Annotated in this window: 11 protein-coding genes; 6 read left to right on the forward strand and 5 right to left on the reverse strand. The window is 58.7% G+C overall.

Translation table 11 applies throughout. From position 1 onward, the window contains the following. The first annotated feature begins 43 nt into the window (after positions 1-43). The 3 genes from HMJ29_RS04480 (at position 44) to HMJ29_RS04490 (ending at position 4,945) form a co-directional block, all read left to right on the forward strand. Complete coding sequence (locus HMJ29_RS04480) at positions 44-1,423, forward strand: Nramp family divalent metal transporter (protein ID WP_171590342.1); 1,380 nt, start codon at positions 44-46, stop codon at positions 1,421-1,423. A 141-nt stretch (positions 1,424-1,564) separates the two neighbouring features. Next, complete coding sequence (locus HMJ29_RS04485) at positions 1,565-4,039, forward strand: TonB-dependent receptor (RefSeq protein ID WP_171590343.1); 2,475 nt, start codon at positions 1,565-1,567, stop codon at positions 4,037-4,039. A 57-nt stretch (positions 4,040-4,096) separates the two neighbouring features. Continuing rightward, positions 4,097-4,945 carry a transporter gene (locus HMJ29_RS04490; protein WP_171590344.1) on the forward strand — a complete coding sequence of 283 codons (849 nt, stop codon included), beginning with the start codon at positions 4,097-4,099 and terminating at the stop codon, positions 4,943-4,945. A gap of 82 nt (positions 4,946-5,027) precedes the next feature. On the opposite strand, the gene HMJ29_RS04495 is transcribed toward HMJ29_RS04490, so the two are convergent. From HMJ29_RS04495 to HMJ29_RS04510, 4 genes are all read right to left on the reverse strand, one after another. Further along, on the reverse strand, positions 5,028-5,399 hold the full coding sequence (locus tag HMJ29_RS04495; RefSeq protein ID WP_171590345.1) for a hypothetical protein: 372 nt from the start codon (positions 5,397-5,399) through the stop codon (positions 5,028-5,030). Between the two features lie 152 nt (positions 5,400-5,551). Further along, positions 5,552-5,941: an SPW repeat domain-containing protein gene (locus tag HMJ29_RS04500; protein ID WP_171590346.1), complete on the reverse strand. Its 390-nt coding sequence runs from the start codon at positions 5,939-5,941 to the stop codon at positions 5,552-5,554. 105 nt (positions 5,942-6,046) lie between these two features. Next, positions 6,047-7,261, reverse strand: coding sequence for a DUF1501 domain-containing protein (locus tag HMJ29_RS04505; RefSeq protein ID WP_171590347.1), 1,215 nt, complete (start codon positions 7,259-7,261; stop codon positions 6,047-6,049). A gap of 34 nt (positions 7,262-7,295) precedes the next feature. After that, the gene (locus tag HMJ29_RS04510) at positions 7,296-8,834 is read right to left on the reverse strand and encodes a DUF1800 domain-containing protein (RefSeq protein WP_171590348.1); all 1,539 of its coding nucleotides are present in this window, start codon (positions 8,832-8,834) and stop codon (positions 7,296-7,298) included. A 249-nt stretch (positions 8,835-9,083) separates the two neighbouring features. Between HMJ29_RS04510 and HMJ29_RS04515 the strand changes: the two genes are divergently transcribed. Further along, entirely contained in the window at positions 9,084-9,299 is a 216-nt protein-coding gene (locus tag HMJ29_RS04515) for a hypothetical protein (protein ID WP_171590349.1), read from the forward strand. A 349-nt stretch (positions 9,300-9,648) separates the two neighbouring features. Here the strand turns inward: HMJ29_RS04515 and HMJ29_RS04520 are convergent, their stop codons facing one another. Next, positions 9,649-12,249 carry a lamin tail domain-containing protein gene (locus HMJ29_RS04520; protein WP_171590350.1) on the reverse strand — a complete coding sequence of 867 codons (2,601 nt, stop codon included), beginning with the start codon at positions 12,247-12,249 and terminating at the stop codon, positions 9,649-9,651. A gap of 168 nt (positions 12,250-12,417) precedes the next feature. On the opposite strand from HMJ29_RS04520, the gene HMJ29_RS04525 reads away from it, so the two are divergent. Both HMJ29_RS04525 and HMJ29_RS04530 read left to right on the forward strand, forming a co-directional pair. Continuing rightward, complete coding sequence (locus HMJ29_RS04525; protein WP_171590351.1) at positions 12,418-13,413, forward strand: aspartate-semialdehyde dehydrogenase; 996 nt, start codon at positions 12,418-12,420, stop codon at positions 13,411-13,413. A gap of 156 nt (positions 13,414-13,569) precedes the next feature. Continuing rightward, positions 13,570-14,775, forward strand: a complete 1,206-nt coding sequence (locus tag HMJ29_RS04530) for a TonB family protein (protein WP_171590352.1) — start codon at positions 13,570-13,572, stop codon at positions 14,773-14,775. Positions 14,776-14,779: the final 4 nt, after the last annotated feature.

Genomic DNA, 14,779 nt, shown 5'->3' on the forward strand with positions numbered 1-14,779 from the left:
CCCTAAAATTGCTTACTTTGTGATTTCAAGTACCCCTGACTCTATGCCTCCAGCTATACAGCCTCCTCCCGTTACTACTCCTTCCGAAGCGGACACGCAGGCCGCTACCGGCTGGCGCCGGGCCCGGAAGCATAACTCGCTGGCCGAGGTATACGCCTCCATTCGGGTACCCGCGCAAAGTGCTTCTTTTTGGCGCAAGCTGATGGCGTTCTGGGGGCCGGGCCTGATGGTGGCCGTGGGCTACATGGACCCCGGCAACTGGGCTACCGATATTGAGGGGGGCTCCCGCTTCGGCTATACGCTGCTTTCGGTAATTCTGATTTCCAATTTGTTTGCCATGCTGCTCCAGCACCTGGCAGCCAAGCTGGGCATTGTAACCGGGCGCGACCTGGCCCAGGCCTGCCGCGACCATTACTCTGCGCCGGTGGCCAAGGTGCTGTGGCTGCTGTGCGAGGTAGCCATTGCCGCCTGCGACCTGGCCGAGGTAATTGGCTCTGCCATTGCCCTGAACCTGCTGTTTGGGCTGCCGCTCACCTGGGGGGTATCCATTACCATTCTGGATGTGCTGGTGGTGTTGCTGTTCCAGAGCAGAGGCTTCCGGGTACTCGAAAGCATTGTAGCGGGCCTACTAACCGTGATTTTCGGGTGCTTTCTCTATGAAATCATTGTCTCGAAGCCCGACTGGTTTGGCATTTTGGGTGGCTTGGTGCCGCAGCCCCAGATTGTGACCACGCCCAAGATGCTCTATATCGCCATTGGCATTCTGGGGGCTACCGTAATGCCCCATAACCTGTACCTGCACTCCAGCATAGTGCAAACCCGGGCCTTCGACCAGGACGAGCCCGGTAAGCGCATGGCCATCAAGTTTGCTACCATTGACAGCACGGTGGCTCTGTTCCTGGCCTTTTTCGTGAATGCGGCCATCCTGATTACGTCGGCGGCGGCCTTCCACCGCAACGGCCACCAAAACGTGGCCGACATTGCCGATGCACACCAGCTCCTGGCACCGGTACTGGGTGCCAGTGCCGCCTCTATTGTGTTTGCCGTGGCGCTGTTAGCCTCCGGGCAAACCTCTACCCTCACGGGCACACTGGCGGGACAGATTGTGATGGAGGGCTTCCTGGATCTTAAGCTCAAACCCTGGGTGCGCCGCCTGATTACGCGCGGTATTGCGGTAGTGCCGGCCTTTATAGTGGCCTGGCTGTACGGGGAGAAAGGCACGGGTGAGCTACTGGTGCTCAGCCAGGTTATTCTCTCCTTCCAGCTGAGCTTTGCAGTGATTCCGCTGGTGCTGTTTACGGGCAGCAAGGCCAAAATGGGCGTGTTTGTAAACAAGCCTTGGCTACAGACTACGGCCTGGAGCGTGTCGGGCATTATTGTGCTGCTTAACTGCTACCTGCTGTTCCAAACCTTCTTCGGATAAAACGAAAGCGCTGCTGTTGGCCTGGCCAAAGCAGCGCTTTTTTGAGATTATACTTTTAGACGAGGCTAAATATTTATTTACCCCAGTTTAAATATTCTCGTTGCCACCTCTCAACTAGTACATCTTCCAACGCACTGCGCTATGAAACTCACTTACTTTCTGCTGCTTACGTTTGTTCTTAGCTGCTACAGCCAAGTGGCGTCAGCCCAGGCTACGGGTAGCATATGGGGGCAGGTACTGGCCGAGGGCAAGCCCTTGGAACTGGCCACCGTGGTGCTCCCCGGCAACCGCCTGGGTACCGCCACCGACGCCAAGGGCCATTTTGTGCTCGATGGGGTACCGGCAGGCAGCCAAGAAGTAGTGATTTCAAGCATTGGGTTCCAGGGCCAGCGGCAGCGCCTGACGGTGGTGGCGGGCCAAACCCACAGCGTACACGTGCAGCTTACTCCCACGCCGGCAGCCTTGCAGGAAGTGGTAGTAACGGGAGTTTCACGGACTACGGAGCTGCGCAAGAGCCCCGTACCTATTGCCGTTCTCAGTCGGCGGGAGGTGAACCTCAACGGCAGCAGCAACGTGATTGACGCCGCCGTGAAGGGTGTGCCCGGCCTCAGCGCCGTTACCACAGGGCCCAATATCTCTAAGCCCTTCATCAGGGGGCTCGGCTACAACCGGGTGCTCACCCTCTACAACGGCCTACGTCAGGAAGGCCAGCAGTGGGGTGATGAGCACGGCATTGAGATTGACCAGTACGACATTGATCGGATTGAAGTAGTGAAAGGCCCCGCTAGCCTGATTTATGGCTCCGATGCCGTAGCGGGCGTTATTAACATGCTGCCCCGCCTCCCCAACGGCCCCGCCGGCGAGCTGCACGGCGACGCCCTGACCGAGTATCAAACCAACAACAACCTGATTGGCACCTCCCTGGGCCTGCACTATAACCGCAACGGCTGGCAGTACGCGGCACGGGGCTCCTACCGCCTGGCCCAGGCCTACCGCAACGCGCTGGAGGGCCGCGTGTACGGCACGGCTTTCCGGGAGCTCAACCTAACGGCCATGGCAGGCCTAGAGAAAACCTGGGGCGCTACCCAGCTCTACGCCACGCTCTACAACAACCTGCAGGAGATACCCGACGGCAGCCGCGACTCCCTGAGCCGGCGCTTTACAAGGCAGGTGTTTGAAGGTGAGCAGGACGACATCAAGCACCGCCCCCTCGTTTCCGATGCCGACTTGGCTACCTATCGCATCAACCCGCTGCACCAACGCATACAGCACTACCGCCTGCTCAGCCGCACCCGGCTACGGCTGGCGCAGGGGGAATTGCACGCCCTGCTAGGGGCGCAGCAGAATGTACGGCGCGAGTACAACCACCCCACGGCACCCGCGCAGGCTGGCCTAGCCGTGGCGCTTAATACCTACAATTACGACCTGCGCTATGCCGCCCCAGCCTGGCAAGGTATTGAAGCCACGCTGGGCCTGAACGGCATGTACCAGACCAACACCAACCGCAACGCTACCGACTTCCCCATTCCTGATTACACCCTATTTGATGTGGGCGGGTACTTCTTTCTGAAGAAAAGCTTTGGCAAGCTCGACCTCTCTGGGGGCCTGCGCTACGATACACGGGTACTGCGGTGGGCAGATTTCTACGTGGGAAAAAACCCGGCAACCGGTTTTCCGCAGCAAGTGGAGGGTCGCAGTGGCCTGGCGCCCCAGTTCTCCGCGTTTCGGGGTACGTACCGGGGAGTGTCGGCTAGCGTGGGGGCCACCTATAGCCTCTCCGACCGGCTGGTGCTGCGCGCCAACGTGGCCCGGGGGTATCGGGCACCCAATATCACAGAGGTTGGCTCCAATGGCCTCGACCCGGGCGCCCACATTGTGTACCTGGGCAACCGTAGCTTCGGGCCCGAGTTCAGCCTGCAGGAAGACCTGGGCCTTAGTGCTTACCTCCCCGATGCGGAGCTGAGTGCCAGCGTTTTCCACAACGCCATCAACAACTACATCTACCAGGCCCGCCTGAATGGCCCCGACGGACAACCCGTGATTATTGTGCCCGGCAACGCCACCTACCAGTACCAGCAGGGCCGGGCATTGCTATACGGTGCTGAGGCCACAGTAAATCTGCACCCGCGGGCGCTGCCCAGCCTGACGCTCAGCAATAGCTTAGCTTACGTTACGGGCCTCAACCGCGAAGCGCAACTGCTGGAAGCCAACGGTGCTGCCGCCAAATACCTGCCCCTTATCCCGCCCTTGCGCACCCGCTCTGAAGCCCGCCTCACCAGCCAGCAACCCTGGGGCCACTTGGTGCACGCCTACGTGCGGGCCGTGCTAGACTATAATGCGCCGCAAAACCGCTTTTACGCCGTTGATAACACTGAAACCCGCACGGCGGGCTATGCCCTGCTGGGCGTAGGCCTGGGTACTGGCCTAGCTACCGGCCCCGAGAAGCGGGAATGGCTGCAGCTTTTTGTGCAGCTTGATAATGCCCTGAACACCACGTACCAGTCGCACCTTAACCGGCTGAAATACTTTGAATACTACGCGGCCTCTCCTACGGGGCGGCGGGGCATTTACAACCAGGGGCGCAACTTCAGCCTGAAAATAACAATGGCGTTCTAGGCCACTTCCGGGGCGTTTGCGTAGGGGCGGGATACACACCTCTTTTCCTCTCCCCTCATGATTACACGCTATACTCTGCTACTAGTGGCTCTGCTTTGGCCCCTGGCCCTAATGGCCCAGCAGACGCCGCCCGGCCCGCGGTACACGCTATTTCGGCCGGTGCCCCGGAGCCAGATGCGCCCCCTCACCCCCGACCGCCCCGGCGTGACGGAAAGCCCGTTCACTCTGGATGCCGGCCACTTCATGTTTGAGTCAGACCTGGCCCGGTACATAGGTAGCCGCCCCGGCGCAACGTCGCACACCCGCTCTTACCGCCTCGATGCCCTTAGCCTCAAGCTAGGCCTCTCCGACCAAACTGATCTGCAGCTCTTCGTGGACCCTTACGTAATTGAGAAGCAGTGGCCCGACGGCGGCGGTCCGCCCGAGCGACAGGCTGGGTTCGGCGACATCACAGTGCGGGTAAAACGTAATCTTATCGGCAACGACTCCACGCGCGGGCCGCTGGCGCTGGGGCTCATTGGCTATGTTTTGCTGCCCACGGGAAAGAAGGTAGGTGAAGGTGGCCTAGAGTATGGCCTGTTGGTGCCCGCCACGTATGCCCTCTCCGACAATTGGAACCTCAGTGGGCAATTGGCTTCCCGCCTTAACTACGACCGGGAAGCCAGCCAGCATTACGTTGAGCTAGCGCCTTCCCTTAACCTGGATCATAGCTTCCGGCCTTGGCTAACCGGCTTTGTGGAGGCCGTCACGATTCATGATTTTCGGGAGCCCAAGTGGAGTACAGCTTTGAATTTCGGACCGGTGTTCTTACTTGGTAAAAACGCTCAACTAGACGTTGGCCGCCACCTGGCCCTTACCCGCGAGGCCGACCGGGAGTATTTTGTGGGACTGGTACTGCGCCGCTAGGCGTGCATTCACGAATAAGGCCCCCCGCTGTTACTGCAGCAGGGGGCCTTGCGCATAATGAGGGCAGTAGCCCAGGAGAGGCTTATTGATCGGTCATGAGGCTGCGGGTATTGGCTTTCCAATCGGTGATAAACCACGTGACTACTGACACCACACCAAGCACCCAAAAGAGATTACGCTCGGCGCTGCCCGCCTTAAAATCAAACAGGAAGGGGGCTACCAGCAGGGCCAGGCCCGTGAGCAGGTCGAGCCAGCCGTGAACAGGAAAGGGAATAACCTTGATCAGACCGAGCTTAAAGTCAGTGAGGAGAGTGACTAGCAGGTAGCCGCCAGCCATTACGAAACAAGCAATATCAACAGCTGGCACCAAGTCAAACATGATGGGGGCCATGGTAAGAGTGGTGATGAACGCTATATCAACAACGCCGTGGGCGGCCGGAGACATGATTTTCATGAAATACTAGGCTTGAGGGGTGGAACCATGCTAAAGAATACGGCCTGGCTACCACAAGGATACGGTTCACCTTATGCGCCGCACTCCAGGTATCATAAAAAATCCCGCGGCGTACGTCGCGGGATTTTTTCATTAGCAAGACTTACTCTGGCCTAGTGGTGAGGCATCATGTTATTCTGGGTGTGCGTGTGGGTGTCGGCGCGCCAGTCGGTCAGCATCCAGGAGCCCAGGAACACGATACCCATAATCATGAAGAAGTTACGGGCTACAGTATTATCATCATGGAAACCGAAGATGAAGGGAGCTGCCAGCAGCGCCAGACCACTTATTAGCTCTAGGCCCCCGTGCATGGGGAAGGGAATCAGGCGCATGAGGCCTAGCGGGAAATCAGTAGCCAGCGTAATGAGCAGGTAACCGGCGGCCAGCACGTAGCACGCCGTGGCATACGGCCCATCGAAGTTGAAGATTGTGGGCGCCAGAGCAAACAGGGCAATGGTGCCGTAATCAAGCATGCCGTGCATGCGGGGTGAAATGACTTTCATAGCTAAAAAGGTGTTAGAGAGAACGAACGCCTTTTTTACGCTTCTGAAAACCAAAGGATATAGTTGAGCTGCTGCAGTTTATCATCTCACACATGCAGCCACCGCCTATACCAGCCCGGGCAGGCGCGCAAACTCTCGCCCTAATATCAGCTGATCATCAGCACCTAGCCAGTCGCGGAGCACAGTGGCGTAAATACTACGAAAGTCGAGCTGGTAGCGCAGGTCGCCCTGGTCGAGGTTGAGCAGGTCGGGGGCCGCGTTAAGGATGCCCTGCTGCTTCAGCCCGCCCCCCAGCAGCAGCACATTGTTGGCGGTGCCGTGGTCGGTGCCGTTGCTGGCGTTTTGGCTCACACGGCGCCCAAATTCCGAAAACACCAGAATCAGGGTATCATCAAGGTTGCCGGCTTTCTGCAAGTCTTCGGTAAACGAGCCTAGGCCACTGCTCAGGTCACCCAGCAGCCGGCCTTGCTGCTCCTGCTGCCGCACGTGCGTATCAAACCCCGTGAGCGACACATAAAACACCCGCGAGTCAATGCCGGAATTAATGAGCTCAGCGGTGGTTTTGAGGCTCTTACCAAACTCCGTATTGGGGTACGCCACCCCCGACTTGTACACCTTGGAGGTTTGGTACAGGTACTCCGCCGAGGAAGCCGTTTCTGCCAGCGTTTTATACAGGTAATCCAGCTCTGAGCCGCTGGCAGCAGAAGCTTTCTCGCGGCTTACCTGAGCAATGAAACGGTTTTGGGTGAGCTGATGAAACTTCTCGGGGTTCTTGAGGGATAGGCCTTTGCGCAAGTTGCCCTTCATGGCCAGGCTCAGCGTGTCATCCAGCTCTAGGCCAGTATAAGGCAGGTGGCCGTCGGAGCAGGTAGCATCAAGGTAGCGGCCCAGCCAGCCCGTGCCCACGTACTTATCTGAGTCGGAGGCGCTCTGCCAGACGTCCATAGAGCGGAAGTGCGAGCGGTCGGGATTGGGGTAGCCCACGGCGTTTAGAATGCCCACCTTGCCCTGATCATACAGGCCTTTGAGCTGGGTCATGGCGGGGTTGAAGCCCAGGTCCTGGCCTAGCGTCAGGATGCCGCTCTGCTCCCGAATACCCAGCGTGGGGCGGGCCTTGTAGTACTCGTCGTTGCGGTACGGGATGATGGTATTGAGGCCATCATTGCCGCCGCCCAGCTGCACCACCACCAGCCGCCGGCCATTGGAGTTGCGCAGTGGCTGCAGGCCCTGGCGGTCAAGCGCGTGCAGGAACTTGGGCACAAACAGCAGGGAGCTGGCCAGCACCGAGGCCTTTAGAAAATCACGACGGGAAGTAGGCATAGGAAAGGGGTTTTAGGCAGCGCCAACCGTTTGGTTACATCAACTGATACTCCGGCAAACTGAGCAGGGCCGTTACCAGGGTGCGCAGCCGGCTTTCGTCGGGGGCGCTGGCCGCGGCAGTTTGTACCAGCGCCAGACTATCAGGCCGGATGGGCGTTTGCAGCACGAAATCGGCCAGCTGGGCGGCTTGCTGCGGTGCGGGGGTTTGGGCCAGTAGCTCCCGTACTGGCGCGAGTTTCACGGTGGTTTGCACGGACTGCTGAAAGGTGCGGTCGGCGCGGGAAAGCTGCGGGGCAATGTCGTTCTCGTCGTCTTTTAGCGCCACCCGAAACTCGGCGTTTTTAAACAGTACCGAGGGCAATTGCAGGCGGTACAGCAAGGAAGAAGAGTCTATCCAGCTGCGACCACCGGGCCAGCCCGCCACATTAGGCGGCTGAAACAGCGTTTGGCCCAGCGCCTTCTGAAATACAACTAGGGGCCGGTCGTCGGCGAGCTGCACACCAAACGTGCGCTTCATGCCCGCCAGCAGCTCCACCGGCGACTTAATACGCGTACCCACGTTGGGCGCGGCATAAAACCAGTCGGCCAGAAATATGCGCTCCAGTAGGCCACTGATATTGTATTGGCTCTTGTAAAACTCCTGCGCCAGCAACTTAATGTGGGCCGGGTTGGGCGTATCGTTCACGAAGAAGCGGTAGAGCTTAGTGGTAATGAACTCCGCCGTTTGGGGCTGCTCCAAGATGATGCGCAGAATGTCCTCGCCCCCAAAGTTGCCGGTGTGGCCCAGGAAGGTTTTGGGACCATCATCATGCAGCTTCGCCCGGAATACAAAGCGGTTCTGGGCATCAGCACCCCAGCCGGTAAAGGCTCGGGCGGCCTCTTTTACATCCTGCTCGGTGTAGTGGCCGCGGCCCAGCGTGAAGAGCTCCATTACCTCGCGGGCAAAGTTCTCGTTGGGGCGCTGCTTACGGTTCTGCTGATTGTTGAGAAACTGCAGCATGGCTGCCTCCTGGCTCACGGCCAGCAGCAACTCAGAGAACTTGCCCAGCGCCAGCCGCCGAATGGTGTTGTTGAGCTGCAGCGCCGCCTCTGGCTGGCGTACCCGGCAGGCAAAGTGCCCGTGCCAGAAAAACGTCAGCTTCTCGCGCAGCTGGGCCGGTGAAGTAGCCATGCGGTTCAGCCAGCCCGTGTTCATGGCATAGAAAGCACTCCGAATCTCCAGGTTCCGCTGCTTGCGCTGGGCCGGCGTCAGCTCCCGGCGGCGCATCTGGCCTACGGAGCCGGCTTGCATCTGCGCCGCACCTCCGGCCGCCGGTATCATGCCTTGCCTTTGGGTCTGGTCGGGGGTGGTAATCATGCTGCTTTGCGGAGTACCAGCAGCTGGGGCGGCAGACATTACCAGCTGCGGCTCGTTGGGCGGTGGGGCCGGCCCCGTAAGCGGCTCAAAAACCTGAGAGTTTTGCAGCAGCTGGTGCCATACCTTGCGCGGCGAGCTGCCGGCTTTTACGTCTTGGGGCCGCGGCCCGAAGCCGGCGCGCCAGTACAAATGCTGTAGTTGCTGCTGCGAAGTCATACCGGCTGCGGGGTGGGTTCGGGTGGTTAGATGCGCCTCGCGGCAGGAGGTTTAATGCCCAACACTACAGCCTACTTCCCACCCGCAGCGGCAAGGTCGTTTTCGGCACCTTGTTGCCTAAAGAACAGGCCGAAAAAAGTCTACTGATTGAAGGCAGCAGTTGGCTTATTTGTCTAATTCACAACCCAAGCACCTACCTATTTCGTTTTAATAGCTATTCCTCTTAGCTCATTCTTACCCTTTTACGAAATGAAAAATCTCAGTAAGCTCTTTCTGGTAGTCAGTATTGCCACTGCCGCCCTGAGTTCGTGCCAAGTTGATACCGCCGACAGAAATAAATATGATGCCAGCACCGCCCCTACGCCGGGCGTGAAAACGCAAGCCGAAACGGACGAGCTTGCCCCGCGGATTGACTTACCGCCCGACTCCACCTCTACCATGCAAGCCGCTGACACTACCATGTAAGTAGCAAAGCCGCTGCTGGGTATTCCGCGCGGCTCCCAGCAAAGCCTTTCGTTCGGCTTTCGGGTAAAGTTTTCCCGCGGCACTACCGCCGCAATCCGGTCGGCGTTGGTTATAGCCGCCAGTGGATGGGCGCGGAGTAGCACCGTATCGGCCTGCTTGTCCTCGTTAACGGAGCCGGCTGCCTGCTCCACGCCCATAAACCGAGCGCAGTGTCTGCGTGGCAACGCGCCAACACAAATGATACAGCCGCTGTTGCGCCGTCTTGTTATGAAATTGACACTGCAAAGCCCACAAAATGTAACCCTTTAGCCTTTGTTGCGTGAAAATTACTTTCACCCCCTCTCCTCGCCTAAAAACGGGCACCTACAACCACTGTTTTGCGATATTCGTGCCTCTCACCGCCGTTCGCCCTGAACAGCTCTACCAACAGCACATAGTAGCCTACGCTGGCTTTTTGGTTCTGATCAGTCAGGCCATCCCAGCGCCAGAATCCTTTAGTGGGCAGGGTTTCGTTGCGTACCAGCCGGCGCACGAGGCGGCCTTGAGCATCATAAACAGTTACGGAACCCGCATAGCCGGGCCCATCAAGCTGGTAACTAAGCGTGATAAAGTCCTGCTGCCCGTCGTCATCGGGGGTAAATAGCTCCGGCTCCAGCGTTAGCATGCCCGCGCCGGTGGGGTCAGCCTGCTGCTGGGAGTTGGGGCGGCCCGGTGTGGCGTAGCCCACACTGCTGGCCGCAGAATGAAAATTTACGGGCAAGCTCGGCCCCGTGGCCCTGATTCTTTCCAGCGACACCCCATCCCGCGAATCCAGCAGGGCCAGGTGCTGCTTTTCAGTGTAGGAATAGCGGTCTAGCTCCTTACTTAGGGCATCGGCCACTACCACCAGGCCGGCCGCATCGGGGTAAGAAGGCAGCGCGGGCATAGTCAGAAAAGCTTCCGGGTCGTTGGTGGTATAGTGGGCCCGCACTACCTCAGGCTGGGTGGTTAGCACCACTAATTGTCCCGGGCCCAGTAGCCTAGGCTCCGAGCTGATGGGCTCCCAAGCCAGTGAACCATCTGTTTTTTGCCCGCCCAATTGCCAGCCTCGCATATCCAGGTAGTTAGCAGAGCGGTTGAGCAGCTCCACGAAATCAACCCCGCCAGAGCGCGGATTAAATAGAATTTCATTCACCACTACATCGCCGGGGCTACCCGGCACGGGCAGGGCAAACGTGGCCGAGGTGGCCAGCCCCGCTGCATTGCCGGCGCAATCTACGGCTCGTTGCACGGTTACTGAGAGCGGCTGGTTGGCCATGAGCGGGCTGCCCAGCGTGAGGTCTACTACCCGAAAATCTGGCGCTATCGGAGCTGCCTGCGTAATGGCCGTACCGGTACTGAGGGCATACAGAGCAAGTGCCGCGGCCGCCGTGCTATCCAGCTTCTCCGCAAAAACCAGCCGCACCGACGTAGCCGACAACGCCAGGGCCCGCAGCAGCTTAGGCGCCGTGCGGTCGGGGTTAGCGGCCTGCACGGAGTTGTGGCGGCCCGGGGTGCCCCCACTGGGGTCAAGGCTAGCCGACCAGTTCTCCAGGCCACTGCACGGGTTGGCGGCATCCAGCATTTCAAGCGTCCAGCCGCCCTCCTTCTTGCGGGTGTCTTTGTACCACGTGTCTGAATAGCTGATTTCGAAGAGCGTGCGGCCGTCTTTCCCACGCAGCAGCAGCTGGTCGCCGGAGTTGGTCAGGCTGGGAAAATTGGTGAGCCCGAACACCTTGCCATACGCGGCAAATTGCGTGGCGCGGGTGCTGCCACATACCACGGCATACTCGCCGGGCAGCAGCACCGCCCCCGCCGGAAACACGGCCGCGCTGCTGGCACTGCCTGGCTTGAGGAGGCGCACCCCGGCCAAATCAAGCAAGGCGGTGGCGGAGGGGTTATAGATTTCGACAAACTCTGAAGCCGGCAGGCCTACCACTGGGCTCTCATCGGCCATAATTTCCGTGATAAGCAGCTGGTTTAGCCTGGGTGCCACCGGAAACCCGTTGTTCTGCACCGTGGCCGTGAGCAGTCCCGCCGCATTACCAAACTGATCAGCCACGTTTTGCGCTTCCAGGGTCAGGGCGCCCAGCGGCAGGTCGGTGGCAAACGTCAGGTGTACCAGGGTGGGGTCGGTGGCATCGCGCTGGGCGGCGGTTGCTGCCAGGCCAGTAGTGAGCCGGTAATTGGTGGCCACCTGGCCTAGCGCTACAGCCTCATTGAAGGCAAGATCAAGTTGCTGGGCGGCGGGCACAGTGGCTTTTACCAGCACCGGCGGCGTGGCGTCCGTCACCCGGAAATCATCGAAGGTAAAGGCCTTGCTGTTAGCCGATGAGTACGTGGCGTACACCCCAAAGTAGACGCTGCGCTGGTGCGTGGCATCGGTGGCGATGCCCTCGCTCACGTAGGCCACCCCGCCGGTTAGGTCGCGCTCCAGCTTCCACTGGTTTTGCACCGTGCGGGTCACGCGCACCCGCACCAGGTTGTTGTTCGTGGAGCTGAGCGTGGCATCCTGCCCGTTAATGACAACTACCGGGCTCCCGGTAGCGTCTTTACGGAAAAGAGAGACCTCATCGGCCGCCCCGCCGAGGCGCACGAAGTACCCTTTGGTGCCGGTGGCTTTCAGGTCGGCCTGGTCAGCCATCAGCCACACATCGGCGTAGTTGCCGCTGCTGGTAGCCAGCTTCAGATTGGCCCAAAACTCCCAGGTTGTACCCGTGGTAGCGGTGCAGGGCGTAACCAGCTGCAGCGCGGTACCGGTAGTGGCCGGCCCGTTGGTTTGGAGCTGCTGGGCCGCGTTTACCTGAAAAGCGGCCCCGTCGCCGGTCCAGGTGGGGTTTTGGGTAAAGTTGCCGTCAGTGAATGTGTCAACCAGCTGAGCGGCGGCAGGCACCGCGCTTAGTAGCAGCGGCAGAAGTAACCATTTCTTCACAAAGAATAGACTAAGTAGCTGGGGCGTAGCTCAAAATTATGCTTGCTTATTCTCACCACAAGCAGTTAGTCCCTTGAAAAGTACCAGAAGCTTGGTATTCTATAATCAGGCATGAAATATAACCAGAATTTCGTGCCGTACATTTGCGGCCGTACAACTCCTAAACTCATGAAAGTAGCCGTAGTAGGTGCCACCGGCCTGGTCGGGGGCGAAATGCTGAAAGTACTGGCCGAGCGCAACTTCCCGGTCACTGAACTCCTGCCCGTAGCCTCTGCGAAATCAGTAGGCCGGGAAATTGAATTTCAGGGCAAGAAATACAAAGTGGTGAGCATGGACGACGCCATTGCGGCCCGGCCAGCAGTAGCTATTTTCTCAGCGGGCGGTACTACCTCTAAGGAGGATGCCCCCCGCTTTGCCGAGGTTGGCACCGTGGTTATCGACAATTCCTCGGCTTGGCGCATGGACCCCACCAAGAAGCTGGTAGTGCCCGAAATCAATGCTAAGGAGCTCACTTCCGAAGATAAAATCATTGCCAACCCCAACTGCTCCACCATTCAGATGGTAGTGGCCCTCAACAGGCTGCATGAGCGCTACAAGGCCCAGCGCATTGTGGTGAGCACCTACCAGAGCGTGACAGGCACTGGCAAGAAAGCCGTTGATCAGCTGCTGGAAGAGCGCGCCGGCCAGGAGCCCAGCAACCCCGCTTACCCGCACCGCATCGACCTGAATGTACTGCCCCACATCGACGTGTTCGAGGAGAATGGCTACACCAAGGAAGAAATGAAGATGGTGAAGGAAACCAAGAAAATCTTCGGCGACGACTCCATCCGGGTAACGGCTACTACGGTGCGCATCCCGGTAATGGGCGGCCACTCTGAAGCCATAAACGTGGAGTTTGCTGAGGAGTTTGACCTGGAAGACGTACGCGAACTGCTCCGCCAGACCGAAGGCGTGGAGCTGGTTGACGACGTTCAACACAACGTGTATCCCATGCCCAAAGACGCCCATGGCAAAGATGCCGTGCTAGTAGGCCGCCTGCGCCGCGACGAAACCCAGCCCCGTACCCTCAATATGTGGGTGGTGGCCGACAACCTGCGCAAAGGTGCCGCCACCAATGCCGTGCAGATTGCCGAGAAAATGCTACAAATGGGTCTTATAAGCTAAAGAGCCCTATTTCCTCTCTTCTCATAGGGAGCTGACCGAAGCCTGCTGCTGCGTACCTTCGCTGGCAGTAAGGCCCTGGGTCAGCTCCGTATGTGTTTTAGGCTTGAAGCAAGCTTCTGAACGGCTCATCTACCTATTAATCTATTCCCTTTTACTATGAAGTGCGCGCTTATACCAACGCTAGCCATTGCACTGTTTCTAGGCCAGGCAGGCTGGGCCCAGAGTGTATCTATCCCAACTGCGCCGGGTAGCAGCCCCGTGTATACGTACGTGGAGCAAATGCCTGTATTTCCGGGTGGCCAGCAGGCCCTGCTCCAAACTATTGGCCAAACGGTGGCCTACCCCACTGAGGCAATGCAGCAACGCCTGGAAGGACGGGTATTTGTGCAGTTTGTAGTAGGTGCCACGGGCGCCGTTCAACAGACCACGGTGGTGAAAGGGGTGCACCCACTGCTTGACTCGGCGGCTGTACTAGCTGTTAAGGCACTGTCGGCTTTCTCACCCGGCAAGCAACATGGGCGCGCGGTGCCGGTAGCCTTTACGCTGCCCATTACGTTTAAACTCCCGCCTGATGTAGAAAATATTTTGGCGACCCGGGCCGGTAGGGCTGTTCCCGTTGCCCTCACCACCACGGATGTGCGCTTCCCGGGTGGGCCCCAGGCTTTAGCCGCTTACCTGAGTGCCGCCCCCTATCCCAAGGCAGCCCGCGCTTCTCAAGCAGAAGGGCGGGTATATGTGCGTTTCAGAGTAGAAGCTGATGGAAGCTTAGATTTCATAAAGGCCTTGGTACCACCTAAACCTACTAAGCCAAAAAAGTCATCGGAGCCTGCAGTTGCCGCTTCTGCTCCGGCTACTACCACCAACCCCATACTGGTGCAAGCGGCTGAGCAATATGTGGCAGCCATGCCGGCCTGGCAACCAGCCTTACGCAAAGGGATACCCAGTGCCAGCAGCTACACCCTGCCTATCGACTTCTATACTACGCCTCCCGTTGCTACTGCTACCCCAGTGTATGCGTACGCTGACACTGCGCCAGTTTTCGCAGGCACTTCTGAAGAAATGCCCTTGCCTCATGTCATTGGGCGCGCTACCCGGTACCCCGTTGAAGCTCTACGCTCCCAGCTTCAGGGAGAGGTGTTAGTGCATGTGGTAATAGATGAACTAGGTCAGATTACAGAAGCAGATATTGTGCAATCAGCCCACCCCATTCTCGACCAGGAGGCTTTACGGGTAGTAAAAGCGCAGAAAGTTATGGCGCCCGCTATGCTGCAAGGCAAGCCCGTAAGAACGTTTATTACGCTTCCGCTTACATTTTCAATAGTCGGCAACAAGCAGTTTCAACAGAGTGTCTATACCCGATAGACAA

This window comes from Hymenobacter taeanensis (assembly GCF_013137895.1).
Lineage (GTDB): Bacteria > Bacteroidota > Bacteroidia > Cytophagales > Hymenobacteraceae > Hymenobacter > Hymenobacter taeanensis.